Source organism: Halosimplex rarum (assembly GCF_047715405.1).
Taxonomy (GTDB): Archaea; Halobacteriota; Halobacteria; order Halobacteriales; family Haloarculaceae; genus Halosimplex; species Halosimplex rarum.
Window position 1 is genome coordinate 3,679,335 of sequence record NZ_CP180412.1, and the last position, 21,255, is coordinate 3,700,589.

Consider the following 21,255-nt stretch of genomic DNA (forward strand, 5'->3'; position numbering starts at 1 on the left):
AGCGACGGACGGAATTTCGGAATGTGACGACAGCGCGCCCTGACCGACAGATCGCGGCAGAAACAGCGGTCAGCGGGATCCGCAGGTCACCGATTCAGCGTGTGGATGGCTTCGCCGAGCGCGTTGGCGCAGGCCTCGCGGACGGCCTCGGAGAGGGTGGGGTGGGTGTGGACCGTCGCGGCCACGTCTTCGAGTTGCGCCCCCATCTCGACGGCGAGGGCGAGTTCGGCGACGAGTTCCGAGGCCTCGGGCGCGACGACCTGCGCGCCGAGGACGAACTCGCTGTCGACGTCGGCGACGACGCGGACGAATCCCTCGTCCTCGCCGTGGGTGAGCGCGCGGCCGTTCGCCCGCAGCGGGAACTCGCCGACGAGCGGGTCGAAGCCGGCCTCCTCGGCCTCGCTCTCGGTCATCCCGACGGTGCCGATCTCGGGGTCGGTGAACACCGCGGCGGGGATGGCCTGATGGTCGAGCGCGGACGGTTCGCCGGCGATGACTTCGGCGGCGACCTCGCCCTCGGCGCTGGCCTTGTGCGCGAGCATCGGCTCGCCGGCCACGTCGCCCACGGCGAAGACGTGCTCGACGTCCGTGCGGGCCTCGTGGTCGGTTTCCAGGAAGCCGTCCTCGTTCGGTTCCAGCCCGACGGCGTCGAGTTCGAGGGTGTCCGTGACGGGTCGGCGACCGACGGCGACGAGGCACGTCTCGGCGCCGAACTCCTCGATATCGCCGTCCTCGTTTTCGGTGCGGACCGTGATGCCGTCGCCGGCCTCTTCCCAGTCCTGGGCAGCCTGCCCGAAGTAGAAGTCGACGCCGAGGTCCTCGGCGCGCTCGCGGACCACGCGCGAGACGTCGTCCTCGTAGCCGGGGAGGACGTCGTCGAGCATCTCCACGACGGTCACGTCGCAGCCGAGCTTCTGGTAGACCGTCGAGAGTTCCATGCCGATGTAGCCGCCGCCGACGACGACCATGCTCTGGGGAACGGCGTCGAGCGCGAGCGCCTGCCGCGAGGAGAGGACGTGCTCGCCGTCGAACTCGAAACCCGGTACCTCGATGGGTTTCGAGCCGGTCGAGACGATGGCGTGCTCGAACTCGATGGTCTCCGAGCCCTGGCCCTCGCCGCCGTGGACGATGCGGGCCTTGTTCTCGCCGGCGAACTCCGCGCGACCCTCGACGAGGTTCACGCCGTTGGCCTTGCAGAGCTTCTCGACGCCGCCGGTGAGCTGGTCGACGACGCCGTCTTTCCACTCGACCATGCCCTGCAGGTCGACCGCGGGGTCGGCGTAGATACCCATCTCCTCGGCGTGGCCGGCGTCGTGGGCCACGTCCGTCGCCGAGATCATCGCCTTCGACGGGATACAGCCGTGGTTCAGGCAGGTCCCTCCGTAGGCGTCTTTCTCGACGAGCGTGACGTCCAGATCGAGTTGCCCGGCGCGGATGGCGGCGACGTAGCCGCCCGGTCCCGCGCCGATGACCAGTACGTCGGTTCCAGTAGTGACGTCTCCGACGACCATTGTCGGAGAGAGGAGTGCCCCGGTAAAAAGAGGCGGGTGTGGCGACGCGCCCGTGAGACGTCCGCCGCCTACTCCAGCAACAGCAGCGTCGGGTCTGCGAGGTACTCCTTCAGCGTGTTGACGAACCGAGCGGCGTCGGCGCCGTCGACGACGCGGTGGTCGATCGACAGCGAGAGAGTCAGTACGTCCCGCGCTACCACTTCGCCGTCGACCGCCATCGGCCGCTCCTCGATGGCGCCTAATCCGAGAATGGCCGTCTCGGGGTAGTTGATGATCGGCGTGGCGTACTCGCCGCCGATGGCGCCGAAGTTGGTGATCGTGAACGTGCCGCCCTGCATCTCCTCGCGGGCGATCGACCGCTCGCGGGCCTTCGAGACGAGTTCGTTCGTCTCCGAGGCCAACTGGAGCAGGCCCTTCCCGTCGACGTCTTTCACGACCGGGACCATCAGCCCGGCGTCGGTCGCGGTCGCGACGCCGACGTTGTGTTCGGACTTGAAGACGATCTCGTCGTTCTCCTCGTCGAGTTGCGTGTTGAGAACCGGGTGCTCGGCCAGCGCGGCGGCGACGGCCTTCATCACGAACGGCATGTAGGTCAGCTTCACGCCGCGCTCTTCGGCGCGCGGTTTGAGCTTCTCCCGCAGCTCGACCAGCGCCGTCGCGTCGACCTTGTCGTGGTGGGTGACGTGGGGCGCGGTGAATTTCGAGCGCTCCATCGCCTGTCCGATGGTCTTGCGGACGCCCCGGTAGGGCTCGCGGCGGTCACCCTCCGCGGCCGCGACGGCGTCGGGTCCGGCGCCGCTCTCTGCCGTCGTCGTCGGTGGCCCCGCTTCGCCGTCGCTCTCAGCCTCGGCGAGCGCCTCGGCGTCGGCCTCCTGCGCCCGCTGCTGACCCTCCGCGTACTCACGGACGGCCGCCTCGTCGACGTAGGGCTCGCCGTCGCGCATCTCGTCGGTCGGCACGTCGTCGATGTCGACGCCGAGTTCGTCCGCAACGCTCCGTGTGGCCGGCGCTGCCAGCGTCCTGTCGCGCCCGGCCGCCTCGATGGTCCGGGCCGCGGCGCCCGCGCTGCCGGCGCCTGCGCCCGCCGACTCGCCTGCGTCGCCGTCGTCGATACGCGAAACGGCGGATTTCAGCCCGCCGCTGTCCTCCGACTGGCCGTCTCCGGCGGACCCCCCGCTCTCGTCGTCACCGATCCGACTGACGGCGGATTTCAGCTGTTTGCCTCCGTCGTCGCCCTCGCTACTCTCGGCGTCCGCACTCGCATCGCCACTCTCGGCCGCGGTCCGCACGTCAGCTTCGGTGACGCGACCTCCCGGACCGGAGCCGTCGATCGCGGCGATGTCGACGCCGAGTTCGCGGGCGACTCGCCGTGCGCTCGGCGCGGCGAAGATTCGGCCGCCCTGGCCGTTCACGGACGACGCGGCCGCGTCGCCGGCCGATTCGTCGCCCGACTCGTCGGAGACGGCCTCAGTCTCCGTGTCGGCGGTGGCGTCCTGCTCGCTGTCCGCTACTGGTTCCCCCTCGACGTCGAAGGTGATGATCACCGTGCCGACGGGGACCACCTCGCCGGGCTCGGCGAGCAACTCGCGGACGGTGCCGTTGACGGGTGAGGGGACGTCGACGACGGCCTTGTCGGTCTCCACGTCGGCGACGACCTGGTCCTCCGTGACTGCGTCACCGGGCTCCACGTGCCACTCCAGCAGCTCGCCCTCGGCGACGCCCTCGCCCACGTCCGGCAGCTTGAACTCGCGGACCATGCGTCAGAACTCGAAGGCGTCCCTGATGCCGTCTTCGATGCGCTCCGGTTCGGGCAGGTAGTAGTCCTCCAGCGCGTATAGCGGGTAGGGTACGTCGAAGCCGGTGATCCGTTCGATGGGCGCTTCCTGGTACAGCAGCGCCTCTTCCTGAATCGTCGCCGTGATCTCCCCGGCGAGCCCGCCCGTCTTGGGCGCTTCGTGGACGACCGCGGCGCGACCGGTCTTCTTGAACGACTCGACGATGGCCTCCTCGTCCAGCGGCGAGAGCGTCCGCAGGTCGACGACCTCGACGTCGATCTCGCCGGCGAGGTTCTCGGCAGCCTCCATCGTCGGCCGGGTCATGGCACCCCAGGTGAACACGGAGACGTCCTCGCCCTCGCGGCGGACTGCCGCTTCGCCGAGCGGGACGGCGTACTCGTCCTCCGGTACGTCCTCGCGGAACGCCCGGTAGATCAGTTTCGGTTCGAGGAAGATCACCGGGTCGGGGTCACGGATCGCCGAGGCGAGCAGCCCCTTCGCGTCGTAGGGCGTGCTCGGGATGACGACCTTGAGACCGGGTTCGTGGACGAAGAAGGCCTCCTTCGATTCGGAGTGGTGCTCCGGCGCGCGGATGCCCCCGCCGTAGGGCGCCCGGATCACGAGCGGGCAGGTGAACTCGCCGCGCGAGCGCGTCCGCAGGCGCGCCGCGTGCGAGACGATCTGGTCGAACGCGGGGTAGATGAACCCCATGAACTGGATCTCGGGCACCGGGCGCAGGCCGTAGGCGGCCATGCCGATGGCGGTGCCGACGATGCCAGATTCGGCGAGCGGCGTGTCGACCACGCGGTCCTCGCCGAACTCGTCGAGCAGTCCCTCGGTGGCGCGGAAGACGCCGCCGTTCTCGCCCACGTCCTCGCCCATCACGATGACGCGGTCGTCCCGTGCCATCTCAGTCTGCAGGCCGTCGCGGACCGCCTGTACAAGGGTCAGACTCTCCGTCTCGCCGCTCGATGCGTCCGCCTCGTCCTCGGTGTCGGTGGTCTGGCTCATGATTACTCCAGGAGCGCCTCGTCGCCGTGTCGCTCGCGCAGTCGCTGCAGGTAGTCGATCTGTTCGTCCAGCCGCTTGGGCATCCCCTCGTAGACGTGTGCGAACATCTCCGACGGGTCGGGCCGCTTGACGCCCTCGGCGCCCGAGATCGCGTCCGCCACCGCCTCCTCGACCTCGCTCTGGATGGCGTCGACGCGCTCGTCGTCGAGCACGCCCCGGTCGCGCAGGAACGCCTCCATCCGCGGGATGGGGTCCTTCGCGCGCCACTCCTGCACCTCGGCCTCGTCGCGATAGACCGAGGGGTCGTCGGCGGTGGTGTGGGCGCCGTAGCGGTACTGCACCGCCTCGATCAGCGTCGGTCGCAGCTCGTCGGGATTGGGGTGTTTGGCCTTCTCGACGGCGGCTTTGGTCACCTGGTACACTGCGAGCGGGTCCATCCCGTCGACCTGCACGCCCTCGAAGCCGTAGGCGTCGGCCTTCTGGGCGAGCGTCGCGCTCCGGGTCTGGCGCTCGCGGGGAACCGAGATGGCCCACTGGTTGTTGTTGCAGAAGAACACCGCGGGCACGTCGAACACGCCCGCGAAGTTCAGCCCTTCGTGGAAGTCGCCCTCCGACGTGGCGCCGTCGCCGAAGTAACAGAGGAATGCCTTGCTCTCGTCTTTGAGCTTCGACGCCCACGCGGCCCCGGTGGCGTGGGGAATCTGCGTCGCGATGGGCACGGCGACCGAGAAGATGTTCTCGTCCTCCCGGACGTTGCCCTCCTCGTGGCCCATCCAGTACAGCAGCGTCTGCTGCAAGGAGAGCCCCTTGTGGAGCATCGCCGCGTGCTCACGGTAGCTCGGGAACAGCCAGTCGTCGTCGGCCAATGCGTGGACGCTGCCGATCTGGGCCCCCTCCTGGCCCGACAGCGGGGGATACGTGCCCATCCGCCCCTGGCGCTGCAGGCTCACCGCCCGCTGGTCGAAGTGCCGGGCCAGCTTCATCTCCCGGTACATCTCGACGAACGTCTCGTCGGGCAGGTCCGGAACGGTCGCGCCGTCCCGGACCTGTCCCTCCTCGTCGAGGATCTGGACCCGGTCCTCCGGGTCGCGCTGTAAAGTGCTCATAGAACCCTCCGAAACATACCCGAACCAAGCGGGGCTGTCGGCTTAAGGATTTTCGTAAATAGCTTACGTTGCATCCCAATCTTGCCGGGCGCGGTGGACGAAATCGTACGTGATGGCCCGATGTCGTCGGGAAGCGGGGCGTGATGTGCAACATGAGTGGACACTCGTCCATTCGACGATCGGGCTGCCTTCGTAGGTATCCCCTCGATGGGGCGTCTATAGCGCACCGGACGACCGACTGCCCGTCCGCCCGCGATCGCGGATCACTCTCAATACCACTATTGTCGCGTACCCGGCGGTACGTATGGTTTGAATCCGGTGATTCGGCGCTATAGCCCTCATACCAGCGGTTAAGGGCCGAGTCGCTGGATCGCTGCCCGTATGGCAACGACCGCATCGACGGAATCGGGCGGCGTCTTCAGCTTCGACCACAGGGACATGATGGTGTTCATCCTCGTCATGTCGCTGCACGGTCTGCAGAGCATGATCACGGAGCTCCTGCCGGAGTTCTCGGTGGGGGGTCTCGGCGTCTCGATCGGGCCGTTCTGGTTCGTCGCGATGTCGGTCGTCCTCCTCTTCCGGTCGTTCTGGGCGTGCCTGGCGATCCCGGTCGGCGGGATCGTCTTCGGCGAGATCCTCATCGGCGACTTCAGCGCGCTGGGCGCCGTTGAGGGGCTCGTCGTCATCACCACGTCCTGGTTCTTCGCGATGTCGCTGATCACCGACCCGTCCGACGTGAAGCAGATCGCGGCGGTCGGCTTCCTCGCGAAGGCCATGGAAGAGACGGCCGCGTGGTTCATCGACGTGGGGAAGTTCTACGTCGGCGTCGAGGAGCTCGAGGCCATCTCCTGGCTCCCCGAGACGGTGTGGGCGACCGAGGGGATGGGGGCGTTCATCCAGATCATCGTCGCCGGCGTCGTCTTCGGCGCGGTCCCGACGCTGTTCCTCTACCCGCGCCTGCGCGGGAAGATCGAGCCGCTGCTGGGGATGAGTCCCGTCGAGGGTCGCGACGGACCGATGTTCACGCGCTCGTCGCTGAAGCGGCTCGTCGCGTGGGTCGGGCTGCTGCCCGTGGCGTTCGCGGTCGAGACGCTCAGCGAGACCAGCGGTGGCCTCATCACGTTCACGCCGGAGTTCGTCGAGACCTACGGCCAGACGTTCCTGTTCGTGCCGATCGTCGCCGCGGCCCTGATCGCGTTCGGCCTCGTCGCCTATCGCCAGCGCAAGGTCGAGGGCGGAGCGTAACACGGGCGATTCCGTTTTCATGCGTTCATCAGACATCGTCGTCGAGGATCTGACGTTCCAGTATCCCGGGGGCGACGAGCCGGTGTTGCACGACGCGAACCTGCGGATCGAGCCGGGGGAGTTCACCGCCGTCGTCGGCGGCAACGGCAGCGGCAAGACCACGCTGTGCAAGACGTTCAACGGGCTCATCCCCCACTTCTTCGAAGGTCGGTTCGACGGGCGCGTGTCCGTCGCGGGCACGGACACCCGCGAGTCGGACGTGGCGGAACTCTCGCGGACCGTCGGGTACGTCTTCCAGGACTTCGAGAACCAGCTCGTCCAGGAGACGGTGCGCGACGACGTGGAGTTCGCCCCGCTGAACTACGGCCTCGAGGACTACGCCGAGCGGGCGACCCGCGCGCTCGAACTGGTGGGACTCGACCACCTGGCGGACCGCTTCGTCTGGGAACTGTCCGGGGGGCAGCAACACCTCGTCGCGCTCGCGGGCGTGCTCGCGATGGACCCCGAGTTCGTCTTCGTGGACGAACCCGCCGCGCAACTTGACCCTCAGAACGCCCGCGAGACGTACGACCAGCTCCGGCGACTCCACGAGGACCACGACAAGACGGTGATCGTCATCGAGCACCACTCGGAGTTCATCGCCGACTACTGCGAGGAGATGGTGCTGGTCTCCGACGGCGGCGTCGCCTGGAAGGAGTCCGTCGAGGTCGGCCTCAACAGACTCGACGACCTGGAGGCCCACGACATCCACCCGCCGCAGGTCACGGGGGTCGCCGCCGACCTGCCGGCCGGAGCGGGCCGACTGGGTGACGGTCGATACCCCGTCACGGTCGACGAGGCCGCGACGGCGTTCCCTGCTGCCGACGCGGGCGACCGGCAGGCCACTGCCAACGGCGGCGAGCGGCGCGAACGTCGCGAGAAGGCCGCCGGCGACGGCGACCCCCTGGTCACGCTCGACGGGGTCGGCCACGGCTACCCGACGCTCCGCGAGGGGTACAACCGCGTCCTCGACGGCGTGGACCTCGAACTCTACGCGGACGACCGGGTGGCGCTGGTCGGCGCCAACGGCGCGGGCAAGTCGACGCTGTTGCGGCTTATCACCGGCCTCGAATCCCCCCACGAGGGGACGGTCACGGTCCTAGGGAAGGACACGAGCGAGACCCTCCCGGAGACGCTGGCCGACGACACGGTCTACATCCACCAGAACCCCGAGGAGATGTTCGTCGAGGACACCGTCCGGAAGGACATCGGCTACTACCTGAAGGACCGCGGCGACCCGGACGTCGACGAGCGCGTCGACGAGATCGTCTCCTACCTCGACCTCGAAGGGTTCGCCGACCGCGACGGGCGCCTGCTGAGCCTCGGCCAGCAGCGGCGCGCCTCGCTGGGGATCGGCCTCGCGACCGACCCGACGGTGGTCCTGCTGGACGAGCCGACCGGGAGTCTCGACCTGCAGAGCCGGCGCGAGGTGACCGGGATGCTCCGGAAGGCCGAGAGCCGCGTCGAGACAGTTGTCATCGCCTCGCACGACCTGCAACTGGTCGCCGGCTGGGCCGACCGGGTCGTCGTCATGGGCGACGGCGAGGTGCTCACCGACGCCCCGCCGGGCGTCGTCTTCGACGACCCCGACCTGCTGGCCCGGACCGGCCTGCGCCGCCCGCAGGTCGTCGAACTGAGCGACCGCCTGGGCGTCGACCCGCCCGCGCTGACCGCCGAGGCACTGGTCGGGCGCCTCTCCAGGGACGAGCCGACCGAAGCCCGCGCAGACGGCGGGACGGGTCGCGGAGGCGAGGGGCGATGAAGTACGTCGACGCGGTCACCGACATCTCTATCGCGGACATCAAGGTCGACCTGATGCGGACGGCCTACGACAACGACCGCGCGCTGTTGAACACGTTCGACCCCCGCGTGGTCCTGGTGTGGAGCGTCCTGTTCATGATCGTGCCGTGGCTGTTCTACGACCCGCTCCCGCTCGCGATCTTGCTCGGGGCGGCGTTCGTCCTCGCGGCGCTCTCGCAGGTCAGCAAGTACCTGCTCGCCCTGCTGTTGTTCGGCCAGGTCACGAACATCGGCTTCTTCGTCGTCATGGTCCCGGCGATGGGCGGGGCGATCCAGGCGTTTAGTTACCTCGGGGACAACTCCGGCCGCGTCACCGAGGCGCTCGCGACGCTCGACCCCGCCGTCTTCGGCGAGGTCTGGTCGATCGCCGCCGGGGCGACCGCCCGCGGCGTCGACACCGCGCTCACCAGTCAGGAGGTCGGGATCGACGCCGTCGGCGCCGTCGTCCCCTTCTTCCTCAAGCTGACGATCATCTCGGTGATCAGCCTCGCCGTTTTCTCGGCGATGAGCCCGCAGAAGCTGGCCAAGGGGATGCTCCGACTGGGCGTCCCGCGCCAGCTCACCTTCGCCATCGCCTACGGCTACCGGATGATGCCGCTGCTCGTCGAGGAGTACCACGCCCTGGTCAACTCCTTCCGCCTGCGCAGCCAGGTGCCCGAGAACACGGGCGTTCTCAAGTGGCGGTACTACTACTACCTGCTGAAGCTCTCGGTGAAGGCGTTCTATCCGCTGATATTCAACGTCGCCAAGCGCGCCCGGGTCACCGTCGAGGCGATGGAGACGAAGGGCTTCTCCCGGTCGCTCGGCGACGAGAAGAGTCGGGCTCTCCGGACGGAGGGGATGATGATCCGGACCCGGGACGTCTCGTTCGTCTTCGGCTCACTGTTTTTCGTCGCGGCCGTCTGGGCGTTCACCTGACGGCCGTCCGGCGGTTATTTCACGACCGCTGCCGGCTCGAACGTCGTCACCGGGATCGCCTGTTCGTCGGCGACCGTCCGGAGCGCGGGGACGCGGCGTTCGATCTCGTCTGGTGAGTGACTATCGGAGCCCAGGACGAACCGCACGTCCCGGTCCAGAAAACAGTCGAGCATCGCGGGATCCGGGTGGACGCGACCGAGCGAGTCGTGGACGCGGCCGGCGTTGATCTCCGGGACGGTCGCGGACTCGCTCAGCACTGCGGCGACGCGCTCGTAGTCTTCCTCGCGGGAGTAGCCGCGGAGCGCATCCATCCGCTCGGGCAGGTCGAGGTGACCGAGCACGTCGAACAGCCCCGATTCGACGGCCGCGACGACGGCGTCGTAGTAGCGCTCGACGACCGCCCGGCGCTCGGCGTCGGAGGCGTCGGCGTACTGCGCACTCGAAGTGTAGTCGTACTCCCCGGCGAAGTGGACGCTTCCGATCGCGTAGTCGAAGTCGGCCGCGGCGAGGAGGTCGGCCGTCTCCGCCTCGGCGCCCGCGACGTAGCTGACCTCGGCGGCGTCCCAGACCGTGAGGTCGGTCCGCGGGCGGACCCGCTCGATCGCCTCGCGTCGGCGCTCGTACGTCTCGACGAGGTCGTAGCGCTCCCGGCGGCCGAAGTCGTCGTCGACGGCGATGCAGTGGTCGGTGAAGCCGACCGCGTCGAGGCCCGCTCGCTCGGCTGCCCGGCACATCGCGGGCAGCGGCGACCCGTCGGAGTAGGTGGTGTGGGCGTGCAGGTCGGCGCGCATCACTCGCTGCCCACGTCGTAGAGCTTCTGGCCGTCGAGCTTCGGCACGACCGCGCTCTCGCTGAAGCGCAGGTCGTACTCGACAAGGTCGTTCAGCCGGATGTCGGCCTTCTGCTCGTACTTCGGCGCCTTGCCGAGCTTCGCGATCTGCCGGTAGAGGTCGCGCTCCTCGTCGGTCGGCGAGTCGCCGTAGACGTGGCGGCCGATGACGACGGCGCCGACGGTGTCCTCCGGCGAGGGCTTGCCCTTCGACCCCGCGGCGACCAGGTACGTGGGTTTCTCGGCGCCGTCGAGGTGGTCGGCGACCGCGCGGGCGTTAGCGAGGGTGCCGACGTAGACGTGGACGTCGTCGCCGCTGGCGAGTCGGAGATCCGTCACCGCCGCGCCGCCGTTGGTCGACGTGAGCGCCGTCGGTCGACCGGTGACGTCGACGTCCTGCACCCACGTCGGCGAATTGAAGAAGTCGTACCCCTCGGTGGGGGTGTACTCCTCGCTGGAGCCGCCGCCGATCTTCGCCTTGGGGTGTTCCTCGGCGAAGGCGTGCTCGTCGCCGCGCTCCTCGGTGACGTGGACGTACTCGGCGCCGTTCTCGAACAACTCGACGACGGTCGTCGAGAAGTGGGTCACGTCGATGACGACGTAGTCGCCGGCGGGCGGGTCCTCGGGGATGCGGGCGCGCGACGGCAGGATGCGGTCTGTGAGCTGTGCTTCGAGGTCGGGGTCCGCGAGCGAACGCATACGCCAGTCGGCGCGGAGCGGAGGGAAGACCCTGACTAAGAGTGCTATTGTCGGATCCCGTCCGGTAGGGAGCGATATTGACGGCTCGCGATCCGGCGGCGCGTCCGTTTAGTCGCCGGCCCGCGCCTCGGCCCGCGCCCGCTCGACGCTCTCGCCGTCCCGCAGGACGGCGTCGACGAACAGCTCGCCGGCGCGGTACGACGACCTGACCATCGGACCGGACGCGCAGTAGAGAAAGCCCAGTTCCTCCTCGGCGACGCGCTGCCAGGTGTCGAAGGCGTCGGGGTGGACGTAGTCGGCGACCTCCAGATGCGACCGGGAGGGCTGGAGGTACTGCCCGAGCGTCACCACGTCGACGCCGACGCTCCGCAGGTCCGCGAGGGTCTGGTACACCTCGTGGTCGTACTCGCCGACGCCGAGCATGAGGCTCGTCTTGACGTACGACGCCGATTCGGCGGCGGCCTGCCGCAGGACCGACAGCGACTGCTCGTAGCCCGCCCGGCGGTCCCGCACCGGCCACTGGAGCCGTTCGACCGTCTCGAGGTTGTGCGCGAACACGTCCGGTTCGGCGTCCAGCACTTGCCGGACGAGTCGCTCCTCGCCCTGGAAATCCGGGACGAGCGCCTCGACGAGGATGCCCGGGTGGCGGTCCTTGATGGCCTCGATAGTTCGAGCGAAGTGGCCGGCGCCCTGGTCCGGCAGGTCGTCCCGGTCGACGGAGGTGAGGACGACGTAGTCGAGGCCGATCTCGGCGACGGCGTCGGCGACCTGCTCGGGTTCGTCTTCGTCCAGCGGGTCCATCCCGCCGGTCTCGACGTCGCAGAAGTTACACCCCCGCGAGCAGGTGTCGCCCATCAGCATGAACGTCGCCGTGCCCGGGCCGTCGCGACCGCTCCAGCACTCTCCGAGGTTCGGGCAGTTGGCCTCCTCGCAGACCGTGTTGAGATCGCGGTCGCGGAGCGACTGCTTGATCTCCGTGAAGCGCTCGCCCGACGGTGGTCGCATCTTCAGCCACTCGGGCTTGCGGGCGCGACTCATTGGCGAGGGTTAGGTTCGGTCGCTGAAAAGGGTGCGGGAGTCCGACCGGGTATCAGACGCCGCCGACCGATACCGGATTCCCGTCCCGTCGCCACCGGCAGCTACCGTCAGACGAACGCCGCCTGGAACCGACTGATGTTCTCGTCGGTCCCGGCCACCACGAGTTCGTCACCGGGTTCGATCACGAACGACGCTTCGGGGTTGGTGACGACGCGGCCGTCCCGTTCGGCGGCGACCACGGTACAGCCGGTTCGGTTCCGAACGTCCGCGTCGGCGAGCGACTTCCCGACGGCGCCCGGGGCCGTCGTCCGGACGAGTTTGAGCTGCGTTCCCGACGAGAGGACCTCCTCGCCGAGGACGATCGACGCGAGCATCCGTCCGCTGACAGCCGAGAGCGAGAGCACGGAGTCCGCGCCGGCGCGATACAGCTTCGACACGTTCTCGTGTTCGTTCGCCTGGGCGATGATCTCGATGCCAGGGTTCAGCTCGCGGATAGCGAACGTCGCGAAGACCGTCGCCGTATCGTCCGGCAGCGCGAGGACGACGGTGGCGGCGTCGGCGATACCCGCCTCCTGGAGGATCTCTCGATCGGTCGCGTCGCCGACCACGTCGACGGTCGAGCCCGCCGCGACGTCGATAGTCGTGTACTGGAACCCGCCGTTCGAGAGCGCGGTCGTGACGGCCCGTCCGACGACGCCCATCCCCGCGACGACGACGTCTCCCCGCCGGCGACGCCCCTCGGAGAGCGTCATCTCCTTCAGTCGGTCGAGTTCGGCCTCCCCGCCGGTCGCGACGAGGACGCTCCGGGCGTCGAATCGGGCGTCCGGCGGCGGTGGACTCCGGAACTCTCCCTGGACCCACACCCCGATGACGACCGCTCCCGTTCGCTCCGCGACGTCGCTCTCGTCGATGGTCTGGCCGATCAGCTCGCTCCCGTTCTGGAGCGGGAACTCAGCGATGTCGAAGTCCTCGTCGATCTCGACGGCTTCGATGGACTCCGGATCGAACGTCCCGACCACCTTGGCCGCGAGCTGCTCACCCAGTATCTGTTTCGGCGAGAGTACGTGGTCGGCCCCCGCGTACCGGTGATAGTCCGCTGCGTCCGGGTCGTCGGCCAGGCTGACCGTCCGGACGTCGGGGCCGACCGCCCGGGCGGAGAGGAGGACGCTCGGGTTGGCCTCGTCGTCGACGTTGGCGATCAGCGTGTCGGCGTGTTCCAGCCGGGCGCGTCGGAGCGCCGCGTCCGACTCGGGGTCCCCGAACATCACCGTGTACCCCGCCGCGTACAGGTTGTTGGCGCTCGCCCGGTCGGCGTCGACGACGACGTACTCGACGCCGCGTTCGGTGAGTTCGTCGATGAGGACCTCCTCACGGGGCCCGTAGTCACAGAGGACGACGTGCTCGTCGACATCGCGAACCGACGAGGGGGCACTGGACCTGAACGCGTCCTCGAAGAGCGGCACGACGAGCACCGGGAGCGCCGCGAAGATGAGCACGAGCCCCGAGAGAGACATGAGCGAGACGAGGTAGTTCATCTGCGGGCTCGACCACGGGGCGTCGCCGCCGTATCCCACGGTGGTGACCGTCTGGACGACCGCTTCGATCGACCGATACAGCGGCTGCGGTCGTCCCTCCCACGTGGCCATCCCGTAGTTGTACAGGACCGCGAACCCGGAGAGCACGCCGACGACGAGGACGAGGTAGTAGACGGTGAGGCGCGTTCGCCGATCCATGCTATCTAACATCACGGAGCCAGCCAGTAATAGCCACCCCCACAGCGGTTCGCGATTCGCAGAAGCGACTGGCGGATCCCGTGACGGCCACGGTGCCGGACAGCGCCCTCTCACGCGCGACAGACGGCGAGCATGTGGGCGGACATATCCGCGACGGTGCGGTCGTCGCGGAGTTCGTCAACGAGTCGACGGACGCCAGCCAGTTGGCGTTCGGAGAGGTCGTCGGTCCGGTCGCGGAGCGGCCCGGCCGAGAGGACCGAGGCCAATCCCTCCAGACCCACCAATCGCTCGACGTCAAATCCGACACCCCCCAGCAGGTCCTCGAACTCGGCGGCGCGGAAGAAGTGCGTCTCGGTGAACGCCGAGTCGTAGTCGATACGGTCGACGAACGCGCGGTCGTAGTCGCCCGACTCGGCGAGTTCGGCCGCGTGCGCGAGGTGCTCCGTCCCGGCGGCCAGGTAGAGGACCAGCCAATGGAGCCGCCCCATCACCGAGGCGAAGACCGGACTTCCAGGAGCGGTCACCCGGCGGAGCTCCCGCGCGGCGGTCGCTCGCTCGTCGGCGTCGAGGACGTGTGAGAGCGGGCCGCCGAGACACAACGTCGCGTCGAAGGTGTCCCGGTCGAAGTCGAGGTCCCGGACGTCGCCGGGCCGGATGGTCACCCCGTCACCGAGGTCCCGCTCGGCGATTTTCTCGCGGGCGAGTTCGCGCTGGCCCGCGCTGGGGTCGACGAGCGTCACGTGGTAGCCTCGTTCAGCGAGCCAGACGGCGTAGCGACCGGCGCCGCCGCCGACGTCGAGAACTCGCCCGCTCTCGGGCAGTCCGTCTTCCAACTGATCGACGGACCCCTCCCACTCCAGACGACCGTGGAGGGTCGCGGTCAGCCGGTCCCACTCGGCCTCGTCGTGTTCGTCGTAGTAGGTCACCGGGTCGTCCATGGAACGGTCGGGTAGTGTCGGCTGTCGGCGATAATCTTTCTGTGGGGGCAGTCCCGGGTCCGCCGCTCACCCCGACGGTCGGCCTCGAAGCCGAGTGATCCGTTCGCCGAGCGGCGGGTGATACGAGAGCAGACGCGACGGGCCGGTCGCCTCCACGACGTAGCGGTTCTCGGCGAGCGTCTCCAGCGCGCTCGCGAGCGCCGCTCCGCTCACGGCCTCGGCGGCGTAGGCGTCCGCCTGTTCTTCGGTCCGGCGGACGACCCAGGCGAGGGCGACGGCAGCGGGCGCCGTGCCGACCACGAGCGCCCCGAGCGCGACCTCCGGCGCGACGGAGGCGACGCCGAGCGCGGCGCCCGCGGCCGTCGCGACCAGCGAGTACCGCAGGAGGACGTGCTCGCGCTCGTGGTGACCCACCTCGTGGGCGACCACGGCGCGCAGTTCCTCGTCGTCGAGCACGGCGAACAGCGACTCGGTGCAGAAGACGTACTCGGCGCCGGGGACGAACCCGGCGGCGACGGCGCTGCCGAGGCGCGTCCGGTCGTCGACGACACGCAGATGGACGCCGCGGGGGAGCACGTCGCCGACGGCGGCTCGCTCGTCGTCGGTCGGCCAGCGGGTTTGCAGGGCGACGACGAGTGCGAAGGGCGTCAGCGCCGTCGCGACTAACCCCAGGCCGACGGCCGCGAGGACGCGCGGCCACCCCGCGGGGACCAGCGCGATGGCGCCGGCGGCGAGCAGAACGCCGAGGAGTCCGACGCCGTCGCGTTCGAGTTCCCAGGCGGCTGCGTCGCGGTAACGCAGCCGAAACCCGCGGGCGGCGCGCCGGTAGGGAACCGTCGCCAGGCGGACGACGACCGCGAGGGCGACGACGGGCAGGGCGTAGACGGCGACCGCGACCAGGACGCCCCCGACCGCGCCGGCCGTCGGCGCTCCCGTCGCGTCCGCGAGCGCGTCCGCCGCGCCGGCCTGTGCCGTCCGGGCGAGACCCGTTCGGAAGGTGACGAGAGCACCGACGGCCGCGCCCACGAGTACCCCCCTGTGGCGGAGTCCCCGCAGTTCGGCGGCGGTCTCGGCGTCGCCCGCGGGCCCCTCGTACGACGTGCGAGCGCGCCGATGGACCGCGACACCGACGACCAGAACGACGACCGCGTGGGCGGCCAGGGCCGCGACATGGGGTGGCGAGAGGTCGACCGGGAAGCGGAGGGCGACCGGGAAGGAGAGGGCGTCGGGGAGGGTGAAGCGGGGGATCACTCCCGGAGCCACGGCCGGGGAGTACAAAATGTCACCGAACAGTCCTGTACTCTGCTCAAAACATCGATACAAATATTTAACATGTAGTAGGAACTGAGGATACGGCATGTTCGATGTGTCGCGCGAGGATATCGTGGGTGGGTCGCTGCCTCGGGCGCTCGTGATACTGGCCGGGCCGCTGGTCGCCCAGAACTTCGCGCTGGTCGCCCAGTCGGTGGTCGACCTCTTCTGGGTAGGTCGTCTCGGCGGGCAGGCCGTGGCGGCAGTCGGTCTCGCGACCGTGGTCGTGGCGCTGCTGACGGTCCCGCTCCGGGGTTTCTTCGCGGGGGGGCAGATCGTCACCTCCCAGCGCGTCGGGGCCGACGAGGTGGTCGCGGCCCGGCGAGTCCCGTTCACGGCCGCGGCCTGTGCGATCGCCGTCGCCGCGGTGCTCGGCGCCGGTCTCGTCGTCGCGGCCGATCCCATCGCGGCGGCGTTCGTAGACGATTCGACGGTCCAGTCGTACGCTGTCAGCTACCTCACTGCCTACGCGCTCGCGCTCGTCGCCGTCGCCGCCAGCGACACGCTGGAGAGCGGCTTCACCGGCTGGGGCGACACGCGGGCGGCGCTGTACGTCAACCTCACCGCCATCGTCGTCAACGTGATCGCCGACCCCTTCCTCATCCTCGGCTGGTGGGTGTTCCCCCGGCTGGAACTGTTCGGCGCGGCGCTCGCGACCGCCATCGGGTACGGCTGCGGCGCCCTGTTCGCGCTCGCGCTCGCCGCCCGCGGTCGACAGGGATTCGTCCTCACCCGCCAGGCGCTCCGTCCGCACCTCGACACCGCCCGTGAAGTGGTCGACGTCGGGCTTCCGATCGCCGGACAGGGTGCAGGCCGGCAGGTCGCCCGCCTCGGGATGATCGCCGTCGTCTCGGCAGTCGGCGGCTCCGCGGGGCTGGCGGCCTACCACATCGGATCGCAGGTCGCAACGATCGCGTTCGTCCCGGCCACGGGGGTCGCACAGGCCGCGACGAGCATCGTCGGCCAGAACCTCGGCGCCGAGCAGCCCTCACGCGCCCGCAGGGCCACCTGGATCGGCGTCGCCATCGCGGTGGTCGGACTCTCCGTGTTCGGCGCGGTCCAGTGGCTCGTCCCCGCGCCGATAGCGCAGGTGTTCGTCCCCGACCTGTCCGGGCAGGCGCTGGAGTACACTGTCCTCTACCTCCAGATCCTCGCTTACGGTTACTGGGCGCTGGGCGCCATCTACACCGTCGAGGCCGGGTTCAACGGCGCCGGCAACACGGACGTGAGCATGTACTCGACGCTCGCCCAGTACTGGGCGGTCCGCCTGCCGGTCGCGCTCGTCGGCGCGTACATCCTCGACCTCGGAGTCGCGGCCGTCTTCTGGGGCGTCACGCTCTCGAACGTCGCCGCGGCGCTGTGGCTGGCGGCGTACTTCTACCGCTCGGCTGACCGCGGAATGCTCCACCAGGCGGCCGACGAGGCCGCCGCCTCCGATTGACGGCGGACCACTTTCACTCCGGCATAGAAACGCATATGCCGACGGGGCCCCCGCCTCCTGTCGTGTCACGCCACGCCGACGGCGAGACGGAACTGGCGGTCGCCGAGGTGTTGCCCGACTACGCCGGCGCCTTCCCGTTCGAGCGGTTCAACGCCATGCAGTGTTCGGTGCTGCCCGCGCTGCTCGACTCGACCGAGAACGTCGTCGTCAGCGCGCCGACCGCCAGCGGCAAGACCGCCCTCGCCGAGGTCGCCATCTGCGAAGCCATCGAGGCCGACGGCACGGCCCTCTTCCTCGCGCCGCTGCGCGCTCTGACCAACGAGAAGGAGAGCGAGTGGGAGCGCTTCGAGGACCTCGGGTATTCGGTCTACGTCGTCACCGGCGAGCGCGACCTGAACCCCCGCCGCGCCGAACGGGCCGACATCCTCGTGATGACGCCCGAGAAGGCCGACTCCGCCACCCGGAAACACGACTCGCCGCGCTACTCCTTCATCACCGACGTGGACTGCTGCGTCATCGACGAGGTCCACCTGCTCGACTCGGAGAAGCGCGGCTCCGTGCTGGAAGTGACGGTGTCGCGCCTGCGCCGCCTGTGTGACCCCCGGGTCGTCGCGCTCTCGGCGACGATGCCGAACGTCGACGACGTCGCCGGGTGGCTCGACGCACCCGCCGACAACACCTTCGAGTTCGGCGACGAGTACCGCCCGGTCCCGCTCCACGCCGACGTGCGCACCTACACCCACGGCGACAACGCCTTCGCCGACAAGTACCGCCGGCTCTACCGCGCGCTCGACATCGCCGAACCGCACATCCGGGACGAGGGGCAGGCGCTCGTGTTCGTCTCCTCTCGCCAGGACACCGTCCAGGCCGCCAAGAAGGCCCGCGACGAGATCGTCGAGCGCGACATCCCGATGGGCGCCCGCGGCGACTACGACTTCCACACCGACGCTTCGGAGCTCTCGAACGACACGCTCCGCCAGTCCGTCCTCGACGGCGTCGGCTTCCACCACGCCGGCCTCTCGAAGGAGGACAAGAACCTCGTCGAGCAGTGGTTCAAGGAGGGGAAGCTCCAGTTGCTCTTCTCCACGTCGACGCTCGCCTGGGGCGTGAACCTCCCCGCCCGCTGTGTCGTCATCCGCGATACGAAACTGCACGACCCCCTGGAGGGCGAGGTAGACATGAGCCCGCTCGACGTGCTCCAGATGCTCGGCCGCGCCGGTCGGCCGGGCTACGACGACAAGGGGTACGCCTGGGTCGTCTGCGACTCCTCGGACGCCGACAAGTACCGCAAACTCCTCCGCGAGGGCAAGGAGATCGAGTCCCGCCTCGCTGAGGACCTCGACGCCCACCTCAACGCCGAGATCGCGCTGGGGACGATCGGCGACATCGAGGACGTGATGGACTGGTTAGAGACCACCTTCTACTACGTCCGCGCCCAGAGCGCCCCCGACGAGTACGCCTCCGAAGGCGCGCTCCGCGAGCGCGTGAGCGACACCCTTCGGTCGCTGGTCGCCACCGGATTCGTCGAGCGCGAGGACATGCGTCTCGAACCCACGCCGCTGGGCCGCCTCGCCTCGAAGTTCTACCTGCGGCTCGACACTGCCCGCGAGTTCGCCGATCTGGCCGAACGGGCCGACGAGGAAGGCGAGATCGACCAGGACGGGATCTTACGAGCCATCGCCACCGCCGCGGAGTTCGACAGCGTCAGCGCGCGCTCGGACGAGCGCGACGCCGTCGCGGCCGTCCTCGGACAGACCGAGGACCTGGACCCCGGCGGTCGGAAGGTGCTTGCCATCCTCGAATCGCGGATGCGCGGGACGACGCCCGGCGAACTCCAGAGCGACGCCTGGGTCATCACGCAGAACGCCCTGCGCCTGCTCGCCGCGCTGCGGGCGTTCCTCGACCGCCTCGCGGGCGCCGAAGCCGCCAACCTCGCCTGTCGCATTGAGGCTCGCATCGAGAACGGCATCAGCGACGACGCGGTCGGGCTCACGGCGATCGACGGCGTCGGCCCCGGTCGCGCGAGCAAACTCGCCGCCGAGGGCATCACGACCCCCGCCGACGTCCGCGAGGCCGGCGTCGAAGGCCTCCGATCCGCGGGGCTCTCGGAGGGCGTCGCCGAGCGCGTGATCGAGAGCGCCGGCGAACTCCCCAACGTCGTCGTCGAGTGGGGCGATTTCCCCGACACCGTGGCCGCCGGCGAGAACGACATGCAGGAGGTCACCGTCCGGAACGTCGGCGGCGACGCCCGCGCGGGCCTGCGCGTGACGGTCAACGCGGTCGAGATGACGTCCATGAACCGCTACCTCGGCGAGGCCGACCTCCCGGTCGGCGTCTTCGGCGGCGACGCCGACGAACTGGAGTACGCCATCGAGGTCGCGTTCCCCGAACTCCCGCTCCACCCGGTCGTCGAGACTCGCTCGGTCCGCGTCGAGTGACCGACCCGCGTCGAACCGGCAGTCGACGTCGGGCGTCTCCGTGCGCCCCCGTGCACCTCCGATTCGATGCCGGGGACATCTTCTCGTCCGCCTGAATGGGTTATCAGTTTAGATCCTGTTTTAAACGTTCTGTGCAGTTTTGAAACGGTTATAAAACGTTAGAAAACCAATTGAAAGGTCCGATCGGGAGTGGCTAAATCGGACGATTCGCGTCAAACGGCGCGAAATCACCCTAGCGGTCTGTCCTTTATATGGGGTAGGGGATGCAAGTGGGTAGTAGGTGACAACAGATGTCCAGTGCTTCCCCGTTCCGTCGCTCCGTCCCCGAACTCTCCACCAACCGTGGCGCACAGCGCCTCCAGTCGCTGCTGGTCGGCTCCGCCCAGTTCGCCGGCTTCTGGTCGGCCGTCGCGTTGCCCTTCGCGATGCTCGCGGTCGTCGCGTCGGGCTCGGCCGCCCAGCGGGCGCCGCTGTTCGTCGCGCTGCTGATCGCGAACGTCGTCGCGCTCCGGATCGGCCACGGCTACAACCAGGACTGACACGCGAAGGCGCGCCCTCCACCGCAGTCCCCCTCCGAACGCCCCCGCCTCGACTCCTGCCCTCCGTTTTCTCTCCCTCTCCCGTCTCCCTCCGTGCCCTCGCTCCCTGACGTTTAAGTCCGAGAGCGCGACCACGCCGGCCCATGCACGACGAGGTGCGCGTCGTCGCTGGCGACTGCACGACGACGTTCGACGGGCGCAGCGAACGCGAACATCGCGGCGACGTGGTCACGGTGGTCAAGCCGGACAACACCGTCCTTGTCCACGACGCCGACGGCTACCAGCCGGTAGCGTGGCTCACCCGGGCGGACAGCGTCCAGTTCGTCGACGGCGTGCTCGACGCCCGTGAGGGCGACCAGCGACTCCGCGTCGAGATCCACGACGAACACGGGAGCGCGCGCCACCCCGTCTCGCGGGCGGGCGTCCCCGTCGGCGACTGCCCGGTCTGCGACGGCCAGCTCGTCCTCGCCGGCGGGGCCGTGCGCTGCGGCGACTGCGACGACGAGTTCTCGGTCCCGCGGGACGCGGCCGTCCTCGACGAGACCTGTCCCGTCTGCGGGCTCCCCCTGTTGCGGGTCGAGCGCGGCGAAGCGTTCGAGGTCTGCGTGGATCGGGACTGTGAATCTATCGACGACCGCGTGACCGAGCGGTTCGACCGCGAGTGGGACTGTCCGAACTGCGACGGCGAGTTGCGTGTGCTCCGTCGGGGCGGCCTCATCGCCGGCTGCGAGCGCTATCCGGACTGCGACACCGGGTTCGGCATCCCGACCGGGGTGATCGACGGCACCTGCGACTGCGGACTGCCGGTCTTCGAGACGCCTTCGGGCCGCCGCTGTCTCGATACGGGGTGTGAGAAGACCTGAGCGGCCGCGGACCGGCGCTGT

General features: G+C 69.2%; 17 protein-coding genes. 7 read left to right on the forward strand and 10 right to left on the reverse strand.

Going from position 1 to position 21,255, the window contains the following annotated elements; all coding sequences use genetic code 11:
- Positions 1 to 86: 86 nt before the first annotated feature.
- The 4 genes from lpdA to pdhA form a co-directional block, all read right to left on the reverse strand.
- On the reverse strand, positions 87 to 1,511 hold the full coding sequence (lpdA, locus tag ACMGFH_RS17580; RefSeq protein ID WP_415379771.1) for a dihydrolipoyl dehydrogenase: 1,425 nt from the start codon (positions 1,509 to 1,511) through the stop codon (positions 87 to 89).
- A gap of 68 nt (positions 1,512 to 1,579) precedes the next feature.
- The gene (locus tag ACMGFH_RS17585; RefSeq protein ID WP_415379772.1) at positions 1,580 to 3,268 is read right to left on the reverse strand and encodes a dihydrolipoamide acetyltransferase family protein; all 1,689 of its coding nucleotides are present in this window, start codon (positions 3,266 to 3,268) and stop codon (positions 1,580 to 1,582) included.
- Positions 3,269 to 3,271: 3 nt separating this feature from the next.
- The gene (locus tag ACMGFH_RS17590) at positions 3,272 to 4,297 is read right to left on the reverse strand and encodes an alpha-ketoacid dehydrogenase subunit beta (protein ID WP_415379773.1); all 1,026 of its coding nucleotides are present in this window, start codon (positions 4,295 to 4,297) and stop codon (positions 3,272 to 3,274) included.
- A gap of 2 nt (positions 4,298 to 4,299) precedes the next feature.
- Positions 4,300 to 5,403 carry a pyruvate dehydrogenase (acetyl-transferring) E1 component subunit alpha gene (gene pdhA, locus ACMGFH_RS17595; RefSeq protein WP_415379774.1) on the reverse strand — a complete coding sequence of 368 codons (1,104 nt, stop codon included), beginning with the start codon at positions 5,401 to 5,403 and terminating at the stop codon, positions 4,300 to 4,302.
- Between the two features lie 381 nt (positions 5,404 to 5,784).
- Here pdhA and ACMGFH_RS17600 point away from each other — a divergent pair, with 381 nt between their 5' ends.
- Genes ACMGFH_RS17600 through ACMGFH_RS17610 form a run of 3 tightly spaced genes read left to right on the forward strand, consistent with a single transcriptional unit; the run spans position 5,785 to position 9,405 of the window.
- Positions 5,785 to 6,648 (forward strand): hypothetical protein, encoded by an 864-nt coding sequence (locus tag ACMGFH_RS17600; RefSeq protein WP_415379775.1) that lies wholly within the window; start codon positions 5,785 to 5,787, stop codon positions 6,646 to 6,648.
- Positions 6,649 to 6,667: 19 nt separating this feature from the next.
- Complete coding sequence (locus ACMGFH_RS17605) at positions 6,668 to 8,449, forward strand: ABC transporter ATP-binding protein (RefSeq protein WP_415379776.1); 1,782 nt, start codon at positions 6,668 to 6,670, stop codon at positions 8,447 to 8,449.
- Positions 8,446 to 9,405: an energy-coupling factor transporter transmembrane component T family protein gene (locus ACMGFH_RS17610; protein ID WP_415379777.1), complete on the forward strand. Its 960-nt coding sequence runs from the start codon at positions 8,446 to 8,448 to the stop codon at positions 9,403 to 9,405. Before ACMGFH_RS17605 ends, ACMGFH_RS17610 begins: the two co-directional genes overlap by 4 nt.
- Positions 9,406 to 9,419: 14 nt before the next feature.
- Here the strand turns inward: ACMGFH_RS17610 and ACMGFH_RS17615 are convergent, their stop codons facing one another.
- From ACMGFH_RS17615 to ACMGFH_RS17640, 6 genes are all read right to left on the reverse strand, one after another.
- Positions 9,420 to 10,196 carry a PHP domain-containing protein gene (locus ACMGFH_RS17615; protein WP_415379779.1) on the reverse strand — a complete coding sequence of 259 codons (777 nt, stop codon included), beginning with the start codon at positions 10,194 to 10,196 and terminating at the stop codon, positions 9,420 to 9,422.
- Positions 10,196 to 10,933 (reverse strand): 2-phosphosulfolactate phosphatase, encoded by a 738-nt coding sequence (locus ACMGFH_RS17620; protein ID WP_415379780.1) that lies wholly within the window; start codon positions 10,931 to 10,933, stop codon positions 10,196 to 10,198. Before ACMGFH_RS17620 ends, ACMGFH_RS17615 begins: the two co-directional genes overlap by 1 nt.
- 108 nt (positions 10,934 to 11,041) lie before the next feature.
- A complete protein-coding gene (gene lipA, locus ACMGFH_RS17625; RefSeq protein WP_415379782.1) occupies positions 11,042 to 11,971 on the reverse strand; it encodes a lipoyl synthase in 930 nt (309 codons plus the stop codon).
- Positions 11,972 to 12,078: 107 nt separating this feature from the next.
- Positions 12,079 to 13,704: a potassium channel family protein gene (locus ACMGFH_RS17630; protein ID WP_415379783.1), complete on the reverse strand. Its 1,626-nt coding sequence runs from the start codon at positions 13,702 to 13,704 to the stop codon at positions 12,079 to 12,081.
- Positions 13,705 to 13,814: 110 nt separating this feature from the next.
- Positions 13,815 to 14,642 carry a class I SAM-dependent methyltransferase gene (locus ACMGFH_RS17635; protein WP_415379784.1) on the reverse strand — a complete coding sequence of 276 codons (828 nt, stop codon included), beginning with the start codon at positions 14,640 to 14,642 and terminating at the stop codon, positions 13,815 to 13,817.
- Between the two features lie 66 nt (positions 14,643 to 14,708).
- The gene (locus ACMGFH_RS17640; RefSeq protein ID WP_415379786.1) at positions 14,709 to 15,905 is read right to left on the reverse strand and encodes a M48 family metallopeptidase; all 1,197 of its coding nucleotides are present in this window, start codon (positions 15,903 to 15,905) and stop codon (positions 14,709 to 14,711) included.
- Positions 15,906 to 15,999: 94 nt separating this feature from the next.
- Between ACMGFH_RS17640 and ACMGFH_RS17645 the strand changes: the two genes are divergently transcribed.
- The 4 genes from ACMGFH_RS17645 to ACMGFH_RS17660 all read left to right on the forward strand — a co-directional run bounded on the left by ACMGFH_RS17645 (position 16,000) and on the right by ACMGFH_RS17660 (position 21,234).
- Entirely contained in the window at positions 16,000 to 17,394 is a 1,395-nt protein-coding gene (locus tag ACMGFH_RS17645; protein ID WP_415379787.1) for an MATE family efflux transporter, read from the forward strand.
- Positions 17,395 to 17,486: 92 nt separating this feature from the next.
- Positions 17,487 to 19,832 (forward strand): DEAD/DEAH box helicase, encoded by a 2,346-nt coding sequence (locus ACMGFH_RS17650; RefSeq protein ID WP_415383278.1) that lies wholly within the window; start codon positions 17,487 to 17,489, stop codon positions 19,830 to 19,832.
- A gap of 290 nt (positions 19,833 to 20,122) precedes the next feature.
- A complete protein-coding gene (locus ACMGFH_RS17655; RefSeq protein ID WP_415379788.1) occupies positions 20,123 to 20,371 on the forward strand; it encodes a hypothetical protein in 249 nt (82 codons plus the stop codon).
- A 143-nt stretch (positions 20,372 to 20,514) separates the two neighbouring features.
- The gene (locus ACMGFH_RS17660) at positions 20,515 to 21,234 is read left to right on the forward strand and encodes a DUF91 domain-containing protein (protein WP_415379789.1); all 720 of its coding nucleotides are present in this window, start codon (positions 20,515 to 20,517) and stop codon (positions 21,232 to 21,234) included.
- Positions 21,235 to 21,255 lie beyond the last annotated feature (21 nt).